This is a genomic window from Paenibacillus sp. ATY16, from assembly GCF_003399985.2.
Classification (GTDB): domain Bacteria; phylum Bacillota; class Bacilli; order Paenibacillales; family Paenibacillaceae; genus Pristimantibacillus; species Pristimantibacillus glycanilyticus.
The window spans coordinates 520,758-542,386 of the sequence record NZ_NMOK02000004.1 but is presented as its reverse complement, the minus strand read 5'-3'; the positions used below and the strand labels follow the sequence as shown (position 1 = coordinate 542,386).

The window sequence follows — 21,629 nt, the reverse complement described above, 5'->3', positions numbered from 1 at the left end:
AATTTATAATCGCTTAGAATTTAAACGTAGCCGTTTAACACTTTTTCGGCTTGGGCAACCAGACGCTGCGTAATGCTGCCACCGATCGAACCAACATCGCGGCTTGTTACTTCCCGCCATTGAATGCGAGTACCGCCGCTTACTCCGCCAAGCTCGTCTGCAAACTCTGTGTCAGCACCTACGCTCACACCATGAGAAGCAAATAAGCCAAGCTCAGCTGCAAGTTCATACTTCATTTGGTTTAACGCTTCCTTACACTCAGGTACAACCACTCTGTTGGAAGAACGACGACTCATAATAAGAACACCTCCATTTATATTTAGGAACGTGGCTTTATTGTGTGTCCTTCCGGGCGGTTTGAAGCGTATAACTTATTTACTGTACGGGTAAAATGTTCTATAACATCCAAGCTTATTGAATTACGTAGCTGCCGCGTACCAATACAGTTAACGAACCTTTATAGGTAGGAGCAGTAGTAATACCACGCCCTGCGCGCGGGAACAAAATGTGATGGTTTGCCGTGATCGACTTGCCGTTGGTTAAATCTTTGCCATCCGTTAAATCCGCAATACCATTCGCGTCCGTACTATATACAACGGCTTTACCTGAACGCACGACTACCTCGGTACCTTCGTTCGCAATGAGGATTTTACCGTTAGGGACAGATACAACTTCAAGCTTTGCGCTTGCACTGCCTGTTTCCGGCTGCGTTGTTCCGCCGCCATTAGAACCGGAACCAGCCTTGGCAATCTGTTCATCCACATAGCTCTTGGTTACAACCGGATCATCGGCAGAACCTGGCACTGCCGCATTTGATTCCGCCTCAAGGGTTGTCGGCCAGTTCACCCCAGCAATAATGCCTGCTCCTACAAGAACAACAGCGAGTACAATCCGTAGTGCATACTTCTTCAATTTCGACAAGCTCCTTTCTTAACGCAATTACGCAAAATTACGCAAACAAATCTAGTATCTTCTATTAAGATACTAGATTTGAATGGGATTAACCAGTTATTTCTTACTTTAAAATTTCCTCATAAACTAGATTAGTTGTTTGTTTCAGCCAACCAGTTATACGAAGGAGCAAATTTCACGTCTTTGGAGAACAGCTTCTTCTTGTTGCCGTTAAACACTTCATACACATTTAATGTATAGTTGCTCCAATATTTATTATCTTTTTGTGTTTGAGTAATCTCGTTTGTATTATTACCGACTTTCCATTGCAGGCTGTTATCTGCTTTGCCTTCCAGGCTAACATTTTGCGTCCACAATACATCACCAGTTGGTTCATATACCAGTTCATATTGCAGTTTCGATTGTGTGAATCCATCATAGTTGTAATCACGGTTAACTGTGCTAGCCAGATTGATAACAACATTGAGTTCATTTTGAACAAAGATGCTGAATTGGGTAAGATCTACGGTATAAGGGCCGATTTTAATTCCTTTATTGTTGTTAAGCGTTGTTGTTTCGGCTGGAATTCCAAACAAAACCCCACGAATATAGCCGGTGGGTGTTCCTGTTGCACCTTTAAGCAATCCGTTTGTATCAATAGCTTCACCCATTAATAGTTGAAGCCCTTCTCGACTTACATTAGAAGGTAACTGAGTGTAAGCGATAACCTGCTCTTTATTGCCTGGAGAGATTGTCGTAGCTGTTTTCACAAAAGTAACGTCATAATAATTACCGTTTGCTGATTTGAAATATCCAGTCCACTGCGGCATCGTTTTACTCCTGGATTGATTGTTTGTCACATCGAGATACACGGCATAGAGATCATTTGTATCTCCGCTGTAAGTACGAACATCCGTTACTTTGACGCTCATTTCAGAACCAATCGATTTTTGAGTATAAACGCTACCGGATGATACCGAGTAGATTGGTGTAACATCAGACTTTGTAACCTCGGCTACCTCGACCGTGTCATTACCGGATTTCTCGTTTAATTGCAGCTTAAACTTCTTCCAGTTGTATCCGGTTTGCAGTTTGCCGATGAAAGTCATCGTAGTAGTAGCGCCTGGTGCGATACTGATATCTCCGGCATTTTTAACCGTTTGGCTAGTCAGTGTAATCGAATCATCAAGCAGCATGGTACCTGTAAGATCAGGCAATGGCAGGTATGTTGTACCACTGTTCTTCACTGCAAGCTTAGCTACTACGTTATCTTCATTATTCCAAGGCATGCGTTGTACAGATTGTAATTCAACGTTATAAGTGCCATTAGCATCTGTGAATGTTTGTTTTGCTGTGCCAGTGCTTGTATTGCCAACGGATACTGGTGTTACAAAAGAAACGACAGGCAGTTCAACTTGCGTATTATCAGCAGCCGTTACTTTTTGGGTAACAATGAATTTCCATCCTGATGTCGAGACCGTGTTCGGAATCGTGCCTGTCAATTCAATTGTATTTAGTACCGATGGCGCGAGAAGCAGATTTTGATCAGCCGTATCTTTCAACGTCAATTTATAAAGGCCTACCGATGTTTTGATATAGTAGTTATACTCCGGGAGATTAACTCCAAATTGGCTTGTATTGCGTGCTACATAAGTAAGATTAACCGAGTAATTATCCACCGTCTTGCCTACCGTTGTTTTATTAACTCGCATGTTTACGCTGGAACCGCCAACTTTAACTGCTCGATAACCGCCGGCCTTTACGTCATTTGTGTAGCCAGCAGGGAATGTAAATTGGCCAATCGTTTTCTCATAGCCCGAAACGGAGAAGTCAAATTTCACAAAGTTAAGAATGAGTTGATCCATTGTTACTTTCGAGCCTACCGCACTGTAGAAAGTAAGAGTTGTACTAGACTTTGGACTAACTGTTTTTTTGGTTGCTTTGTCTAGCAGCGTAAGAGTATATTTTGTGCCGCTTTTTGTTTTCAAACGTGCCCAATAATCAACAAGATTAATAGGACTGCTGCTTCCGTTATAAAATTCAAATGTGAAGCTGGCCGTAGCGCCGTTAACACTTGGGATTAAGCTGGCATCCGTAAGCTGCACATAGGAATTACCTGATATGTACACCTTCTTATTAACCGATGATGCCGTTGTCGCTGCCGCGAAAGATACCGGAATGGCACTTAGAAGCATCACAAAAGCGACGAAGAGAGATACGAGCATTGTCGATCGTTTAAAGCTTTTCCGCATTGTCACATTCACTCCGTATAATTAGATTTACTTAAATAGACGAGAATGGAATCCTATAAGTTTCGGCACTTTCAAAAATGTTTCGCCCTCTTCACTCTGAATCCGCCTATACAAGTAACTATAACGTGTTTATATGAACTATGTATGAACGATTCTTAGAAAATAAAAAGAAAGCTGAGAGCAAAGCTCTCAGCTTTCTTTTTTATTGCAATATTAGTGAGCGATGACGTAGATAACGCCAGCTTCATTAACATTGTTGTAAGTGTTAATGCTGCCTTGTACAGCAACAGTGTACTTACCTGCATCTGTTCCATAGCTATCCCATGCAACAAGTACGTCTGCATAAGTAGTTGCTTCAACAGTACCATCTGTTTTGTAGATGAAGTATTGTGTAGCAGGTGTTACAACATATTTCGTAGCTGTGCCACCTACAGTTGCAGTAACGAAGTTATTGCTAAGATCTACAGTAAAGGCAGTAGCCTCATCATCTGTAGGTCTTGTAGCAGATTTGCTTGTTTTAATAATGCTAGCATCATCATATTTCGAATCGCCTGTAGCAGCGTCTTTCAGCAATACGATGTCATTTTTAACTGTCAATGCATCGTACACAGCTTTAGTTACGGAAACAGTCTTAACTTCACCTTTAACGTTAACATTAACGCTATAAGTAATATCCGTAGCCGAAGTAGCAGTGCTGGATTTGCTTACATACAAACCTTGAACTGCATCAAGTCCTGCAGCTTTGTTCGAAAGAATAACAACGTATTGAGCAGTACCGTTAGTAGCAGTTTGAATCGCTACTTCGCTATTCTCAGTAACATCAGCTGCAGTAGCAGTTGTTACAGAAGAATTGTCGACGTTGTTTACATCAACCGTTGCTTTCAGATAAACTGTGCTGCTGTCCAGACGGTAGCTAGCAGTAGGGTTAGCTTGACCCGGAGTGTTAACTGTCAGAGCGGACGAAGATACCGATTTAACAGTTACCGCAGTAGCAGAAGATCCTGCTTTAAGTACGCTAACACCAGCAGAAGCCAGATCAAGAGTGCCGTCAGTATTGTAAGTCAGTTCTACCAACTTACCTTCGCCAACTTCAACTCCACCAACGATCAAGTTTGCATTATGTTGAGTGTAGATAGTTTGCTTAGTGTTATCCTTCAGAGAGAAGTAAACAACTTTAGTCCAATGCTCAGACACTTCACCGTCTTTAATAATTGTTGTATCAGGTGTAATGCTGTTGATGATTGCATAGTTGCCACTTACAACTGCGCCAGTAGTTGCATACCAAGCAGCTTTACCGCTAGCATTCAGATAGAGTGTGTAGTCAGTTCCTACTGCAGCTGCTCCAAGAGCATCCTGAGTACCAACATACGAGTAAACTTTTCCGCCGATAGTAACTGTTGCGTTACCGTCAACGTCAGTACCGAATCCTTGAATTTTACCACTTGCTGTGTTACGAGTTGCCGTAATTTTCAGCGCAAGGTGGTCAGCATTCTCAAGGACGTTCAGAACGTCATTTTCTTTCAGGTCAGCCAGTGTAGCAGCTTTGCCATCCAGAGTGATTGCTGTGTTAGCATCAACTTTAACGTTGTAAGAAGTATTGCCTTTAGCAAAAATTCTGCTGTAACCACTGTATGCAACTACATTGTTCAACACATGGTTGTCAGTAGAATCGCTAATTACGATTGCTTGAACTTTACCGCTAGCATTCAGGATCAAATCAGCGGTTTTATCATTAGGAACAGTGTAGTTGTAAACTGCCGATGTACCAGTACCCGATTGAGTTGTAGGCAATTCTTTAGTGTTCAGGTACACTTTCAGACCAGGTGCAGTTGTATAAGTAGCAGCACCATTGTTTACTTTGAATGTTGCGCCACCAGCAGTTGCCAGTGTAGCAGCGTCAGTGGAAACAGAAACGATTTTGCTTGCAGCTGTAACATCAGTTACTGCAATAACTTCACCGTTTTTGTTTTTCAGAACGCTAACCGTATGACCAAGCAGTTCGGACAGTTTTTTACCGCCTGTAACAAAGAAGCTAGAAGCAGTAGGAACATCAGTGCCATTCAGGCTGATTTGACCATTGGAGTTCAAAGCTACAGAAGTAGAAACGTCTGCTGCATCAAATGTACCCAATTTGCTGATGAATGGTTTTGCAACATAAGCGTCGATCGTGCCGTTACCGTCAGTATCAACACCATTTGTCAATGGAACCAGGTTGCCGTCAGCATCGTAAGATACCAATTGTTTGTCGAGAGTATTAGCTGTCAGTTCAGCAACAATACCGCGGTTAGCATTCGTACCACTTTTAACGTCAATGCCTTCGAACAGACCAACTGTGTCAGCTTGAAGCAGGACGTTGTAAGGCCACGAACCGGACAGGTGTTTGTCTTGGTAACCAAGAGCACGAACCAGGATCGCTACAACTTCTTCAAACTTGATAGTGTCGTTAGGACGGAAGTTGCCGTTATAACCTTGGATGAAGCCTTTAGCAGATGCTGCATTGATGTAACCAGTGTACCAAGCACCTTTTTTAACGTCCTTGAACGAAGGAGCTGTGTTAGCCATCAATGTTGCTGCACTTTCGTTACCAGTAGCAACGATAACGATTTTAGCCAGTTCAGCACGAGTGATCGTGTTGTCCGGTTTAAAAGTACCGTCAGCATAACCTTGAACGATACCCAGTGCAGTGAGTTGTTCAACTGCGGATTGTACTGGTTTGCCAACTACATCAGATGGAGTAGCTGCAAATGCAGGAACTGCCAAAGCGGAAAGCATGGAGCCAGCGAGTGCCAGCGAAAGTAAACTTTTTTTCATAACCTTTTTTTCTCCTCCTCTAAATACCTTCGGTTGTTGAGAGTTTTGTTTAGAAAATGAATTGCTCGTTTTTCTCATAGCCGATTCACCCCCTTCCCCGAGTTAAGAGCATAAATTAATAAATGAATATAAATGATGTCTGCTTCCATGCTTCAACCCTATGTAAGAACATGTCGCAGAAACTCGTAAACCTACGAAAAAACCATATAAATATATTACTAGAGAAGACCTACCACTTAACATTATACAATGGGCTACTCACAGCGTAAAGAGGAAGTTGAGAAATCATTCCACTTACAGGAATAATAGTAGTCCCAAGGTACTACATGCCTCGTTTTTGCAATGTCATGTAATTAAACGCACAGTAGCTCAAAAAGTTGCGCTCAGTTCAAAAAACTTCTGAGATTTTTTTTCGATTCGGTTGTTTATGTATTGTTACCCTTCCCTAGGTATGTACTTAGTATAGCTTGGCCTATCAGTCTCGTCATTGCAAAACATTTTCCATGGATAAACTTACTTTAGAAAATATTGCTTTAGAAATTAATAGTAATTAGTAAAAATTAATAATAGAGCAGACCGGCCAAAAGCCGATCTGCTCTGCCTCATTAATTCGCGTAAATTGCTGGCAATGTTTTGTTGTTTGCCATAACTTTGGCCATTATGATTGCTGCATCACTGCGCAAAAGTCTGGCTCTAGGTTCAAATACATATCCTGCCTTCTTATCATTCGGATCAATCATTGAACCCTGAATGAAGCCTTTCTTTTGAATGGCAAGAATGGATGGGATAGCGTAATAATCCGTATTCCCCGAATCTTTGAAAGCTTTATCCAAAGCTGCTTTTGCTTTAGCTGCATTGGTCTCAAGCTTCAGGTTAAGCGCCTTAGCAAGGATAACCGTAGCATCCTGACGTGTCAAGCTTGAATCAGGCTGGAAGCTCTTAGGTTGTGTGCCTCTTACAATCCCGGCTCTTGCTGCTGTTTCTATAAACCGATAGTCATAAAGTGCTTTAGGATTAATGTTCGTATCCACAATGACATCGCTAAAATGCTGCGTTCCCGCATAATTCAGAGGAATGTTGAGCGCCTTAACAATCATTCGCGCAAACTCGCCACGGGTCACATATTGGTCAGCTCCAAAGATACCGGTTGGATCTGAAGCGTTCATAATCCCTTTGGAGAAAATGGCCTCCATCGCTTCACGGGCATAAGGATGATCATTGATGTCGTTATAACCGTAAGTAAGCTTGCTTACCACATAGTAACCGAATTTGCTGAATGGAACTTTAATCGTATGTTTCTTCTCATCAACTGTACCGCCGATATTCTCCCACAAATCTTCTACGGGATCGTAACGGAATACGGTCACGGCTGTACCTGCTCCCTGCGCGATACTTGGATCATAGGACAATGTTAACGAACCAATCTGAGAAGGAACAACTTCTCTATTGTTGTTGCGTCTTAGGAAGAATTGCTTATCCGGATCACCCTGTACCAAAGGATACGGATAAGGATCTAATCCCGTCGTGATAGGGTCATATCCAGATGTGCTATTATCATCAGCTTGTCCACCGTCTATCCAGAACAGCGGGCTGACTTTAATAAACCGTTCAGAGAAGTATTTGCTCATAATGTAACTACCGGTTTGATTTTCCAGCCAGAAATCCGCAGGCTGTTTCCGATATTCATAACGATTGACAATACCGTCAGTTGGATTGGCAATCCCGAACAGCAGTTGATTACCGCTGTAAATCTGGCTGGAGTTGCTAGCCGTCGAATTATACGAAGGACGGATCAGCTTTGTATTCTTAGGAAAAGTAAGGGCTACGCTGCCATTAAAAGCCTTGTGTGAAGTCGCCATTGTTTCCGTGTATTGAGCTCCTGGAATATTAGCAGGCTGATAGTTTACTTTAAGCGTATCGGTAATCTTGTCTTTACCTCTCGTAATGACAATTGGGATAGCTGTTTCTTTATTCTCTTTCAATCCCGTTACGCGTACCTTAAACGATTCAATAGGCGTCGGATTAACCGGATCATTAGAATAATCCAAATAATTAACTTTCTTCGCCGCGATCTTGTTGATAGTCATCGTTTCCGCGCCAGGCGATGTGATAATTACATCCACATAGTTCTGATTTAGATTACGCTCTTCCATGACAGGCGCGAGTACCGTATAAGGGATAGAGATCGGATCCACCTGCAGTCGATACGTCGCGCGGGGACCGGTTTTGCCTGTATTAAATACGGTAATCAGATAAATCTGCGAACTTCCGTCATCCGGAACTTCCTGATTGTCCAAGATAAAATAGAAGTACTTGCCGTTCACGTCATAGAATACTTGCAGATTCGGTATCGTGTTATCTTGACTTGGCGTGCTTGGATTTATAATTTGAATTCGTGTGCCGTTGGACACCAATGTGAATTCCTTCGACAAATCCCATTCGATATCGCTCTTAAAATTCGGAGAGCTGATTTGCAAAATGTAATTGGTTTGGGATCCACCCAAAGCCGTTACTTTACCCTGGATAAGATCCGGTCTTTCGCCCAGGTCAAGAAAAGCAAATGTACCATATACCTTCATTTGAGCTTCCTTCGTGGAGAAGAAGCTTGATACCTTTGTAAAATTCGGATCGTTGGGTAAAGGTTCATTCCTGCTGATGCTGTATGGATAAACCCCATCCGTATTCGGTGCCGGAATAGTAGGTAAATTAGTCGGCACGATATTAAATTTGACTGTATTCTCGTAGTTGTTCTTCGCAGTGGTGAATACAATTCGAATCGTATTCTCGCCCGTCTTATTCAAAATATTAAAGGCAAGTTCCTCGTCTGCAGGATCTATCATGAATTGAGACAAGGATGAATTCTGAGTCAAACCGATTGCAACATTGTTCAAGTAGAAATACACGGTTTGCGGCTTCGTTGAAGTTGCCTGTTTCGAATATACGATGTCACTCTCATTAGCTACGTTGGAGAACTGTCCTGCAAATTTACCTAGTTGACTAAGCAAAAAGGTCTTCCCTGCATCATCGCCCAAAGTTGTATCATACTTAACAACTAATCCATCATAAATACTGTCGTACTTCGCAAAAGGACCATACAGCAGTTTCACCGCTACTTGCTTCATGCCATCCTTATCACCGTTCAACATAAAATACAGATTCTGCGTGCCAGCAGACGGCATCTTGGATATCTCCATAAATATGCGAAGGAAAGGGCGCGATACTCCATTAACATTGCGGTAAACAACTTGTTCAAATCCTAGCTGACGGAAACCGTCCGTTAACTTAACGCCCGATGAGTTCGCGAGGCTCATAATATCCGTATAAGAACCGCTTAAAGAAGAATAGTTGCCGATTAGAACTTCAACCCCCATCGGGAGCGCAAAAATATTAGCGTTTTCGATATCCGTACCAACAAGCGACTGAAGCTGCGATGCCTTCGTACTCATATCGGACGTATACCCATTCAAATAATTGACGTCGTAAATATAGGGCTTGGTACTGTTATGAAGCTTGAACGTCAACGTATCGGACTGTTCGGTCTGCTTTTTTACAACGTTATAACCTTTCAGATTAAAAGTGTAATTTTTTTCAGCAGTAAAAGCGTTAATACTTCCAAGGTTCGCCGAGAACTCGACTGTAATAAATTTGTCCGTTGGTTTGTATGTTACTGCATCCGGCGTAGTTCGGGTTACGGTAATCGTCGGAGTAGTCGTAAATTGAGCGTCAGGTGCGAATATAAACTTCGATACAACATCGGCTATATCGGAAACCTGCTGAACAGGAACAATCGCTTTACCTGTTAGTGATAACGAGCCAGTACTACTCGTATCAACGGAAAGATCCGGTCCTTGAGAAAGGTCAGCCGTAGTGGTCCCGTCTGTCAAGTTCACATCGTAGAAGGTGACGCTGCCGTTATAGAAAGCAAGCTCTCTTGTCGTTTCGATCGTCTGACTGTCATTCGAGACACGAATCGTGACAATGTTTTTACCCGCCTTGATATTGAGCGGTGAGGCGATAAACTTATAATCTCCCGAGTCGGAAACCCGATATTCGTAGCTCTTGCCATTCATGACAACAACAACTTTCGTTGCATTCGGCGCTACACCGCTGATGGAAATATCTTCGCTATCTTTGCCTTCTGACATTGGAGATTGAAGAATCGTTGTTGCATCCTCCAGAATGCTATATTGAACGCCGCGGATATTCGCAGTCAAGTCATATAACAACGGGTTATCTCGATATTCGATATAAATGGATTCGGTAACAGTTGACGTACCATATATCCCTTTGAACGTAATCTTGTTCAGACCCGGATAAAGTTCCAAGTTAGTCACAGTGAGATTATTACCAGTCAGCTTGATGTTGGAAGTCTGGTTCTCAATACTTTTAACTGGAGCTTCTGTCGGATCATTCCTCTTAATATTGTAGACACTATAGCTGATCGAGTTGCCTACAACACTATTAATCGTACCCGTCAGTGTGATGTACTTATCGGTAGTCATACGTGCGTCCTTAGCTGCGTACATCTCGTTGTTGAACATAAAATACGTCCCCGCGGCGGATGCTTTGTGCGGTGTACTAAACGGCGGCAGCAGCGTAATTAGAAGCGCCAGTGACAGCACAAGGGATAATAGCTTTTTCAAAACGATGTTCCTCCTTTATGTAATGGCTGTTAGCGTAATGAATAAATGAACGATCGACGGTTCCAACTGGTTGACATTGCAATTAGAGGTCGATTGTAAATAAAGCTGTATGTTCCGATTTCCTTCCTCCCTCACACTCTTCGCCCGAAGAATAGTTCTGTACCATTGTTATCGGTCCGCCAGCCCTAAAATGTTAGTTCATTTGGCAGATTGGAATGATAAAGAAATTTTAATGATCGCACAAAAAAAAGGCTGTCCTGAGCGGACAACCCTTTAATCTTACTTGTATGAGTGAATAGCATAATTATTTCGAGCTTCTAGCATCGACCTTCGAGCGAAGCATGCGGTTCAAGAAGTTGATAAGCGGACGACGCGACTTATCTACGATACCGATAAGCTCCGCGCCAATCTGAAGGCTGAAGATCACCAGACAGATCACGATAAACGTAATCCAGTTCGCGGAGGAAGATTGCACGACGGTTGATTGCAGAACCGCAAATCCGCCGAACACCGCAGCCACACTCCAGATGATAAGAACGGTCTTGCGATGGCTGAAGCCAAGCTCTTGCAGACAATGATGCAGATGTCCTTTGTCCGGCGCAAAGATCGGGCGCTTGTTCACAAGGCGACGGATAATCGCGAAGAACGTATCGGACAGCGGTACACCGATGATAAGCAGCGGGGTTACGAACGATACGATCGTAATCTGCTTGAAGCTCGTCATCGACAGCATCGCCAGGCAGAAGCCCAGGAACAAGGAACCGGAGTCACCCATAAAGATTTTGGCCGGATGGAAGTTGAAGTACAGGAATCCAACGATACCACCCAAGAGCAGAACGCTGAGCAAGATAATCGGCACATTGCCCATAATGATCGCCATCACGAGGATGGTTCCGATCGCAATAGCGGATACGCCGCCTGCCAGCCCGTCCAGACCATCGATCAGATTGATCGCGTTCGTTACGCCCACGATCCAGAAAATCGTGATCGGAATGGAGATCCAGGCTTCAATCGGCTGCATCGTTGCGCCAAACGGCACGTTCAGCAGGTCGATCTTCACTCCGAAGCCGAATACCACGACGCAAGCCGCAGCGATTTGCGCTACCAGCTTCACCTTGGCCGACAGCTCGAAGCGGTCGTCAAACGCGCCAATGAGGATAATCATCGTACCGCCAACCAGAACGGCGCGGATCAGATTCTCTCCCTCATGGTTCAGCAATCCGTCCGGAATGAACGGCATCAGAATGAGAAATCCGACCGCGAAAGCAAGATAGATCCCGAGACCACCCATACGGGGCATAATCCGCGTATGTACTTTGCGGTGGTTCGGTTTATCGATCGCTCCAACCTTGAAAGCGAATTTTTTAACTAGCGGTGTCATAACTAGAGCTATTATTAGAGATATGATAAATCCTAGTGTGTACAGTAAGCCTGCTGGCATATTGTGCAGCTCCCCTTTTTCTTTCTACCGAAGTGAATTATACTCCGACAGAAGAAGAAACTCCAAATCCCGTTTTCACTTATTTTCAACGGTTTTGGGAGGTTATTACGTAGTAGGGCGTGGTTTCTTGACGTTTTCTTTATCGCGAACCACTTTCACGACGAATTTCGGCAATACCATCATTCTTGGCAGCCTTTTCGGCTCCTGTAATAACCGGTAAAACCACTCCAAACGCAGCTTCTGGAATAGCAATGGCGCTCTTTTCAGCTTGCCTGCAATAATATCGAAGCTTCCTCCAACTCCCATAATAAGCGGGACTCCAAGCTGCTTCTTATATTTGGCAATCCAAGGCTCCTGCGTATCCGCGCCCCGTGCCACAAACAGTAAATCCGGTGCTGCCTGCCGAACCGCTTCGATTACTTCCGCGTCCTGTTCAGGGCCAAAGTAGCCGTTGCGGCAGCCTACGATGCGAACCTGCGGATATTGCAGCTGCAGCTTCTCGGCCGCGGCTTCAATAATTTCCGTCGATGTGCCAAGCAAATAAGCTGTCCATTTCCGTTTTTCGCCCTCTTGCATAAGACGATGCAACAGGTCAAAGCCCGTTACGCGTTCTGTCACCGGGGTCCCCACATAATTGGCCGCCCATACGACTCCCGCACCGTCCGGTACGATAAGCTCGGCTTTTCTCATCATCTTGTAGTAATCCTGGCTTTCGACAGCCGACATTACCATAATCGGATTAGCCGTAATGACATGCGTCTGGCGCTTGTGTTCGATTGCTTCTGTTAGATATTTGACCGTCTCGTCCATGCTCATCTTGGAGAATGGAATTCCGTAAATCGGCACCGTTGGAACTTGTTTCGACAAGTGAAAATCACCTCGATATGGTATGACGCAATAACTGCGCAATTTGTTGCGCTGGCTGCTGCGATTGTTGTCTTAATCGTTCGATCGCTTCGCGATGCTCCTCTTTCCAGCCGTTTGCGTCGTCCAGCAGCCGCTGGGCGCTGTCCGCGAAAACGATTGGATCCAGCTGTTCCGTCGTGCCGACCGGCGTTAGACCGAGACGGTGAAGAAACTGATCGATCTTCGGATCGTACGATAAGCCAAGCATCGGAACCATCTGGTTCGCCGCGTAGATGAGCGCGTGAAGGCGCATGCCGAACAGCGCATCGCAGCGGCTTACCTCCAGCAGCATTTGCTGGGGATCGTCGCCAGGGGCGGCCAGCTCAGCCGAGCTTCCGCCGGCCAGCCTGCCGCTGAGCCGTTCCATGACCACCTTCGACGCTTCCGCATCGTCGGGGGTATGGAACGGTAAGAACCTCAGCCGCACCGGGCGGCGGCTGGCAAGCTCGGCCAGCGCGTCTGCCGCGCGGCCAAGATCGTCGCCGTCCTTGCGCCAATGCCGCAAGGACACGCCCAGCACGGGCACAGCCGCGGCTTCGCCTGCAGCGGCTGCAGCCCGCCCCGCTGCCGCGCCAGCCGGCAGCGGCAGCCCCATTACCGGATCGGGTACAACCTCGATCCGGCCAGCCGCAACGCCAATCCGCTTCAATAGCTCAGCGGATTCGGCGTCCCGCACAGACACATACGCGCTCTTCCGCATGCTTGAGCGGATGAGCGGATCCATCCAGCGGCGGTTCACCGGCCCGATCCCTTGCGAATAAATAAACGTCGGCTTGCCAAGCCATTGGGCAAGCTTGATGATTCCGGTGTAATACGGAATCGTCTTTGCGCTTGTGGCGTCCTGCAGCAGGCTTCCGCCGCCGCTGATCAGCCCGTCGCTTGCGCGGAGCGCGTTCAGCACGTCCTTCGGGTGCATCCTCCGGACGGCTTCCACACCGTACATGCGGCTTGTCCAAGCCGGGTCGGCCGACAGCACGACCGGCTGAATTTGAACACCGTTAGCTTCGCCCTGCTCGGCTAACGCAAGCAGGATCGAGCGGAGTACCGCTTCGTCTCCGCTGTTGTGAAAGCCGTAGTAGCCGGAAATCACTATTCGGTAATTTTTTTTATCAGTCCCGGTGACCATTTACGCCATACCCCTTCCACCACTTGCCACACGCCGATCAAGATCAGGCCGATAATCGCGCCAAGGCCAAGACCGAGGAATACGCGGATAATCGAAATGTACAGCGGCGTATGAATGTGAGCGAACGTATCGACCATCGACAGCTGTCCGATCGAGCCTACAATAATGAACACCCACGCTGCACGGTAGCGAAGCGCAAGGAACAGACCCGCCAAGAGCAGCGGATGCGCCAAGAGGAATTCCTTGCTGCGCGGACGAACGCCAAACGTCTGCTCCAGCCAGTTGCGGAATGTCAGCTCCAGCGAAGAAGCCGAACCTTCGTTGCCTGTCCGGGACAGGTAGTACATACCTACTACGGCAATTACCACAAAGGCCACAACCATAAACACCGTAATCGGCATATTGGCAAATTTGCGAATACGGCGTACCGGAGAATTGCCGGTATAGAGCAGCACGTAAATCGCCGTTAAGCCGATAGGCGCCAAATGAAGCAGGCTGACGCCGCGGAATTGCTGCAGCACCATGCTATACGTAATATTGTTCAGAAGACCAAAGACAAAAGGCACCGCCATCAGCGAAATCAGTGCGGTTACGATAAACCAGATCACCGCAAGGCCAAGGCGGCGACCTACCGTCAAGCCTTCGAATACCCATTTGCCTTCGCCAGGAGCGCCGGCTCGTCCATTCCAGGCGGCTCCGCCCACCGTGCGGAGGCTGCCCTCGGTACGGGAATAGACGCGATTCATGACCCAGACAAGCGCAAGGGTAGGAGCACTGATGCCGGCTCCAAGCGCCAGCGCCTGCTCGGCAAGCGGACTGTTAATCTGGAACAGGCCCGCAGCCCCAACGAGACCGATCAAATAAAGCGGAATCAGCGTACCTGGGATAAATACGTTAATGAGCAGGGCGATCAGAGCAACGGCGCCTGCAGCTACGACCATCTTAAGCGGCTTGATGTAAGACGGATGCTTCACGTCAAACGGCTGAGCCAGATTCGGAGAGAAGCCTTCATCGGTCATGCGCTGAACCAGGCCGTCCTTGCCCTTCATCGTGATATAGAGATTATCCAGACCGCTTACGACGGCCGACTTCTCCAGGCTTGTCTGCACGCCGGCATTCAGGAAGAACATCCGAATGTTGCGGTCCTTCGCGGCAAGCAGGAAGCGGTCGGTAAGCACCTCCGGCGATTTGCCGATAGCATCTTCAGCCGACAGGGAGTACAAGCGTACGATATTATAATTTGTAATATATGCTAATTTATTTATGCCGGATTGAGGTTTTTTCAAGTTCTCGATCGTTGCGATACCCATGCCGTATTTGTTCAGCAATTCAGCGAACGAATTAAGGCTATGAAGCTCGACTTGATCCTTAAAGCCCTTCACCGCAGCACCGTCAAACAATACGCGGGTTACGCCGACTTCCTTCAGACGGGCCAGCTGCGCATCCGTTGCGGACTCATCGTAAGGCAGCACGCGGTCCGAGAACCGGGCCAGAATGTGAAAACCTTTGTCGTGCAGGGTCTGAAGCGTAATCGGGTCAAAATCCATCGGCTGCAGCAGCACGGACTGCAGCGGCATTTCAACAACAAGTCCGTTGCGGCCGTCAAAGGACCAAGGACGGTACGTTGCACCGGCATGATCCATTGCCTGACGGACGATTGGTCCAATCTTCTCTTCCTCTTCTGTGCCACTGAACAAAATATAAGTAAAGTTCTGTCCTACCGGCTCCAGCTTGCTTTGAAGAAGAGCGATATCCTTCGAGCTGTAATATTTCAGGCGTCCGGCCTGGGAAAGCTCCTTAAGGGAGCTTTCGTACAGGGACATCGTCGTAATGCCGGCGCCTTTCATTTTCTCCAACTGCTCGTCGATAAACTGCTGCGGCCGCGTCTGGTATTCCGAGATTTCAACTAGATCGCGATAATCGAATACGTATTCCACGGATTTCGAGGATGCTTCCATATTCATTCGATTCATACCGATCGGCAATGCGGCGATTACGCCAATAATTGCAATAACCCACAGCCAGAGTATCGCTTTGCGGTTCCATTGCTGCCAACGTTGAAGCACAATAATCCTCCGTTCAATCTCTTGCGAATGTAATCCCTATCTGACAATAACCCGCCTCGGCGGATTAAGCTTTGTTGTCTACGCGTTCCATAACGGCTCCGCGGAGTTTTCCAAGCAGCTCGGCTGCATGCTCCGTGGACTCCCCGCGAACGGCGAAATACACTTTAATCTTAGGCTCCGTACCGGATGGACGCAGGCAGAACCACGATCCGTCGGCGAGCATGTATTTCAGCACGTTCTCCGGACGAAGTCCGTCAAGTCCGCCAAGGTAATCAAGCACTTTCTCCACCTTCACGCCGTTGATCTCGGCAGGCGGATTGTTGCGCCAGTCATTCATAATGCCGGCAATTTGCTGCACGCCGTCAAGACCCTTCAGCGTACGCGACTCAAGACCTTCGAGATAGAAGCCATGCTTCGCATACAGCTCAAGAAGAACGTCGTACAACGTTTTTCCTTGACTGCTATAGTATGCCGCCGCTTCGCAAATCAATAACGAAGCCACAACCGCATCTTTGTCGCGGGCATAATCGCCAGTCAAATAACCGTAGCTTTCTTCATAGCCGAATAGGAAAGTATGCTCTCCCGTTTGCTCGTAAGCCGTCATTTTCTCGCCAATATATTTGAAGCCAGTCAATGTATTCTCTACGGCTGCGCCATAGGAACGAGCGATATCGGCCCCCATCTCGCTGGTAACGATCGTTTTGATCACGACGCCGTTAGCCGGCAGCTGGCCGCGCTCCTTCAATTGACTGAGCACATATTCGATCATCAGGGCGCCCGACTGATTGCCTGTCAGGACGACATATTCGCCATTGTTGTTTTTAACAACCGCACCCATGCGGTCTGCATCAGGGTCCGTACCCATAATAATGTCGGCATTAATCTCTTGAGCAAGCTTCATCGCAAGCGTAAAAGCCTCGCGCTCTTCCGGATTCGGGGATTTGACCGTGCTGAAGTAACCGTCAGGCGCCTCCTGCTCGGCTACGATATGAACATTGCTGAAGCCCGCTTTGCGCAGCACTTCGCGGACAGGCAGGTTGCCCGAACCATGAAGCGGCGTAAAGACCACTTTGAATTTCTCGCCAAGACCGCTTTGCAGCAGCTCTTTGTTCAAGCTTTGCGCAACAACGGTATCCGTGTATTGCTCGTCTGCTTCCGCATCAAGCCATACAAGAAGGCCTTGCGCTTCCGCGTCCTCGCGGCTCATTCTTTTCACTTGATCAAAACCGGTTACCTGGCCGATCGAAGCAATAACTTGCTCTGCGTCTTCAGGGATCAGCTGGCAGCCGTCCGCGCCGTAAGCTTTATAACCGTTATATTCCGGCGGGTTGTGGCTGGCCGTAATCACGATACCCGTCGAGCAGCCAAGCGCGCGTACCGCGTAAGAAAGCTGAGGCGTCGGGCGCAGCGATGGGAACAGATAGGTTTTCACGCCGTTTGCGGCAAGCACCAGCGCGGAGTCAAGCGCAAACTCTGGCGAGTTGTTACGCGAGTCGTGAGCGATTACCGCGGATGGCTGACCCTCTACTCGGGAGAGGATCCAGTTCGCGAGACCTTGCGTAGCTTTGCCTACGGTATAAGCATTCAGACGGTTTGTGCCTGCGCCCATAACACCGCGAAGACCGCCTGTCCCAAACTCAAGATCGCGGTAGAAACGGTCGGTAATTTCCTTCTCTTGTCCATCAATGCTGCGAAGCTCTTCCTTTGTAGCCTCGTCGATAAGCGCATCATTCAACCAAGCTTGGTAACGTTCAATTGCTTTTTCATTTTGATTCATTAAACAGCTTCACTCCTTTTTTATAAAAAGATGATTTTGCTTTATGAGAAAACCTCTATCGAAGCCATTCGACGATGAGCGACCGCGTTTAAAGGTAGGTTTTATCGCCAAATAAAAATTTCAAACTCCACTATCCTGGAACTCATGAAATTTTATTGTGGTGAGAAAACCTCTATCGAAGTCATTCGAAGATGAGCGACCGCGTTTAGAGGTAAGTTTTATCGCCAAATAAAAATTTCAAACTTCCATTATTCCGGAACTAGCGTTCCGACAAGGCAAACATAAGCTCGCCTTCCGCAACCACCTGGCCGTCAACCTTTGCTGTCGCTTTCCCTTTGCCGATCGGCCCTTTAAGACGGGTAATTTCCACTTCCAGCTCAAGCGTGTCGCCCGGCTTTACCTGACCGCGGAAACGGAAGCCGTCGATGCCTGCGAAGAAGCCAAGCTTGCCGCGATTCGCTTCAACCATCAGCATGGCAACGGAACCCACTTGCGCGAGCGCCTCAACGATCAGTACGCCAGGCATAACCGGATATCCGGGAAAGTGCCCAACAAAGTGAGGTTCGTTCATCGTTACGTTTTTGATGCCTACGGCTCGGACGCCCGGTTCTACCTCCGTAATGCGGTCCACGAGCAGGAATGGCGGGCGGTGCGGAATAATTTCTTGGATTTGATTGATATCGAGCATGAATATTCGCTCCTTTCACGGGTTAACAGGTATAAAATACGTTTACAATACGAAAACTAGTAGTACCCTTCATCAAACTGCAGGTTGTGAAGGTTAAGATAAGGGGGCTTGGCTGGCGGATATCGATAATCCACGGGCCAAGCCTCTTTGTGTGCCTGCTGCCTATTGCCCCGGCCCAATGGTTTTGTTTTGTCCGGAGCCCGGCTTGTTCAGCGCCTGGAACAAAATAATGTACACAATCGCCGTAAGGAACGAGAAGGCAATAACTGCCCACAAGTACGAATCGGCAAACGGTGCTTCCAGAAATACAAACATGATGCCGATATAAAACAGCACCGTTGTCAATTTGCCCATCCAATTCGCCGGCACGGTCTTTTTCCCTTTAAAGTGAAACACCATGCCTCCGGCTATCATTCCCAAATCGCGCAAAAAGATCGCTGCAGCCGCTGCCCACGAGATGTGGCCGGCAAGGAGTAGCGATAAAATGACGGAAATGAACATTAGCTTGTCTGCGAGCGGATCGAGCATTTGGCCGACTGTCGTTACCTGCCCTGTGCGCCGGGCAATATACCCGTCGAGTATATCCGTGAGGCCTGCTGCCACGACAACCAGAAAGGCGTAAATCATGTGTCCCTGCGCGAAAATCGCGACATAGACGGGGATCATTGCAAAACGCAGCGACGTTAAAAAATTCGGCAGATTCAAACGCGCACGCCCCTCTACCTTTATCCGTTTCTTCCATACAAGGTTCCCAATCATTATACAACTACCATATGAAAATGAAAACAGCACCCACCGTCCGCGGGAAACCAAAAAAAAGCTGCTCCCCAGTCACCATAACATAATGACTTCCGGAAACAGCCCTTCATTAATAAATATTCATGTTCTACGTATCGGAGAAAACCAAATCATACATATGCTGCCAGGTTTCCCAATGGAATACATCGCTGCCCGGCTGCTTGCCTACAACCGCATACCCGACATACAGACCGGTGAAGAGCATAATAACCATGATGACCGGCACAATGCTTTTGCGCAAAATCCAAAATGTGATCCGCGCACCTGTGGAACGCTGCTTTTTCTCGGAATGGTCGCCGCCCACCGTGTTGCTTTTTTCCTCGACTGGCGGCTTTTCCTGATTTTTCGGCGCGCTCCGCGTCAGAACCGCCCGTTCATCCGTCATACTCTCACCCTATCTATTTGCGCAGGCTGTTGGCTAACCCCATCATGGTGTCGCTGGACGTTAAAGCTCTTGCGGCCATTTGGTAAGCACGCTGCACATTAATAAGCTCCGTCATCTCGTCACCCAGATTAACATTCGATTGCTCCAGGGCGCCCTGACGAAGCGCTATGCCATTCTCGCCGCTTGGCGTTACGTTCTGCAGCACGTCTGCCACGTTAATGCCGTCGGCTATTTCATACAAATTATCCGCTACCAGCGTTAAGGCTGCGGGGCGGGTTGCTTGAACCAGCTTGATGGAGCCGAGCTCAATCGTGCTTCCGTCAGTAGCCACGCCTTCCGCGGTACCGTCCGGATTAACCCGAAGCTGGTACCCGCTTGGCACGACCAGAGGTCCCTCGCCTGCCGGCGTATTCGCAACAACCGGATAGCCTTCCGGCGTTGCCAAAATCGTATCACCGTTTGCCGCAACCGTCAACTGCAGCGCGCCATTGCGGGTATAAGCGCGGTCTCCGTTTGCGTTAACGGCAACCTCGAACAATGCGTCGCCTTCAATCGCAAGATCGGTATCCTTTTCCGTCGTTTTGATTGTCCCTTGCTGCAAATTAGGCTGAATCATTGCAAGCCTCGAGCCCCAGCCTTGGTTGAAGTTGAGGGAAGTCAATCTTCCGGGCTGATTGAACGCATCCGGCTGCTTCCTTGTATTATTCAGCAAATCCTCGAAGGTAGCTTCCTTACGTTTATAGCCTACCGTATTCACATTCGCAATATTATCCGCCAGCATGTCCAATTTCTGCTGCAGGGCATTCATCGATACGCTGGCATTAATCATCGAGCTGTTCATTTATGTTATGCCTCCTAAAAAGAATTGCCACACAGAGTGCTTAACTTTAAAAACTGTGGTAATTCTTACTTCGTAAGCCTAAGCTATACCCGGCCTACTTGATTCACCGCTTTATCCAAGCTTTCGTCATAAAATTGGATAACCTTCTGGTTCGCTTCATAAGCGCGCAGCGCGGCCATCAAATCAACCGAGGATTGCGCGGCGTCAACATTGGAGCGCTCTACGTAGCCCTGCCGCACTTCAACGCGTTCACCTGCCGCAACGGGACGGACATCCTGGGCATCGCCGGCCAGACGGAATTTCCCGTCCCCTTCGCGGGCCAGCTCATTGGGATTATCGATCCGGGTCAGTAAAAGCTGTCTTCCCGAATCCGCTCCCGTCTTTGCGTCAACGAAACGCTGGTCCGCCGTCAAGGTCAGGCCGTCCAGGCTGACGCCGGAAGGGAATTGAATCGGGTTGCCGTCCGTCCCGAGCACATTCGATCCGTCGCCGGCTACCAGGAAACCGTCCGAAGTCAAGGTAAAGGAGCCTCCGCGCGTATAGCGGATCTCCCCGTTCTTGTCCTGCAGCGTAAAAAAGGCTTGAGGCTGGAACGTCACTTGGCCGTCCGGCGATACGTATTTGCCGGAGGCATCAAAAGCCATTCCCGGCACGTCAATATTGGAAACAAGGGCAAAATCCGAGGATTTGCCCGTCTGCATCAGGTCGCCCTGCAGATGAATCGCAAGGCTTTCTTCGGCGAACACGCCGGTGCTGACCTTGCCAATCTGCTTCTCTTCCTTCTGGTCTACTCCCGTCAGCGACAGCAGCATCTCCGGAAAAGAACGGGTTACCGCATAGGTTTGTTTATAACCAGGCGTATTAATATTGGTAATATTATTCGTTATCGTATCGTGTCTGCGCTGCTGCGCGGTCATACCCGCCGCAGCCGTATAAAGACCTCTTAACATGTGCGCCTCCCCGGCCGGTCCGCTTGCGAAGCCGTGCTCTTAGAAAAATCGTAT

15 protein-coding genes are annotated in these 21,629 nt (G+C 47.7%); all 15 read right to left on the bottom strand.

Annotated features, from left to right (window positions below):
- Window positions 1-20: 20 nt before the first annotated feature.
- Window positions 21-296 carry an alpha/beta-type small acid-soluble spore protein gene (locus CFI03_RS05495; protein WP_248756736.1) on the bottom strand — a complete coding sequence of 92 codons (276 nt, stop codon included), beginning with the start codon at window positions 294-296 and terminating at the stop codon, window positions 21-23.
- 115 nt (window positions 297-411) lie between these two features.
- Window positions 412-912 (bottom strand): hypothetical protein, encoded by a 501-nt coding sequence (locus CFI03_RS05490; protein WP_248756735.1) that lies wholly within the window; start codon window positions 910-912, stop codon window positions 412-414.
- 131 nt (window positions 913-1,043) lie between these two features.
- Window positions 1,044-3,143, bottom strand: a complete 2,100-nt coding sequence (locus tag CFI03_RS05485; RefSeq protein WP_248756734.1) for a hypothetical protein — start codon at window positions 3,141-3,143, stop codon at window positions 1,044-1,046.
- Between the two features lie 213 nt (window positions 3,144-3,356).
- A complete protein-coding gene (locus CFI03_RS05480; RefSeq protein ID WP_248756733.1) occupies window positions 3,357-6,032 on the bottom strand; it encodes an S-layer homology domain-containing protein in 2,676 nt (891 codons plus the stop codon).
- 527 nt (window positions 6,033-6,559) lie between these two features.
- Entirely contained in the window at window positions 6,560-10,597 is a 4,038-nt protein-coding gene (locus tag CFI03_RS05475) for an S-layer homology domain-containing protein (protein ID WP_248756732.1), read from the bottom strand.
- Between the two features lie 304 nt (window positions 10,598-10,901).
- Complete coding sequence (locus tag CFI03_RS05470) at window positions 10,902-12,038, bottom strand: glycosyltransferase family 4 protein (RefSeq protein WP_201002414.1); 1,137 nt, start codon at window positions 12,036-12,038, stop codon at window positions 10,902-10,904.
- Between the two features lie 105 nt (window positions 12,039-12,143).
- Window positions 12,144-12,854, bottom strand: coding sequence for a WecB/TagA/CpsF family glycosyltransferase (locus tag CFI03_RS05465; RefSeq protein ID WP_236013263.1), 711 nt, complete (start codon window positions 12,852-12,854; stop codon window positions 12,144-12,146).
- Between the two features lie 58 nt (window positions 12,855-12,912).
- Window positions 12,913-14,070, bottom strand: a complete 1,158-nt coding sequence (gene csaB / locus CFI03_RS05460) for a polysaccharide pyruvyl transferase CsaB (RefSeq protein WP_248756731.1) — start codon at window positions 14,068-14,070, stop codon at window positions 12,913-12,915.
- Window positions 14,034-16,136 (bottom strand): DUF5693 family protein, encoded by a 2,103-nt coding sequence (locus tag CFI03_RS05455; RefSeq protein ID WP_248756730.1) that lies wholly within the window; start codon window positions 16,134-16,136, stop codon window positions 14,034-14,036. The genes csaB and CFI03_RS05455 overlap by 37 nt, the downstream gene beginning before the upstream one ends.
- Before the next feature lie 64 nt (window positions 16,137-16,200).
- Window positions 16,201-17,913: a phospho-sugar mutase gene (locus CFI03_RS05450; RefSeq protein ID WP_248756729.1), complete on the bottom strand. Its 1,713-nt coding sequence runs from the start codon at window positions 17,911-17,913 to the stop codon at window positions 16,201-16,203.
- 259 nt (window positions 17,914-18,172) lie between these two features.
- The gene (fabZ, locus tag CFI03_RS05445; protein ID WP_015847330.1) at window positions 18,173-18,601 is read right to left on the bottom strand and encodes a 3-hydroxyacyl-ACP dehydratase FabZ; all 429 of its coding nucleotides are present in this window, start codon (window positions 18,599-18,601) and stop codon (window positions 18,173-18,175) included.
- A gap of 162 nt (window positions 18,602-18,763) precedes the next feature.
- Window positions 18,764-19,306 carry a CDP-alcohol phosphatidyltransferase family protein gene (locus tag CFI03_RS05440; RefSeq protein WP_127499029.1) on the bottom strand — a complete coding sequence of 181 codons (543 nt, stop codon included), beginning with the start codon at window positions 19,304-19,306 and terminating at the stop codon, window positions 18,764-18,766.
- A 181-nt stretch (window positions 19,307-19,487) separates the two neighbouring features.
- Window positions 19,488-19,784 carry a DNA-directed RNA polymerase subunit beta gene (locus CFI03_RS05435; protein WP_248756728.1) on the bottom strand — a complete coding sequence of 99 codons (297 nt, stop codon included), beginning with the start codon at window positions 19,782-19,784 and terminating at the stop codon, window positions 19,488-19,490.
- A 13-nt stretch (window positions 19,785-19,797) separates the two neighbouring features.
- Complete coding sequence (locus tag CFI03_RS05430; protein ID WP_201002420.1) at window positions 19,798-20,625, bottom strand: flagellar hook-basal body protein; 828 nt, start codon at window positions 20,623-20,625, stop codon at window positions 19,798-19,800.
- 83 nt (window positions 20,626-20,708) lie between these two features.
- On the bottom strand, window positions 20,709-21,575 hold the full coding sequence (locus tag CFI03_RS05425; protein WP_201002422.1) for a flagellar hook-basal body protein: 867 nt from the start codon (window positions 21,573-21,575) through the stop codon (window positions 20,709-20,711).
- Between the last annotated feature and the right edge of the window lie 54 nt (window positions 21,576-21,629).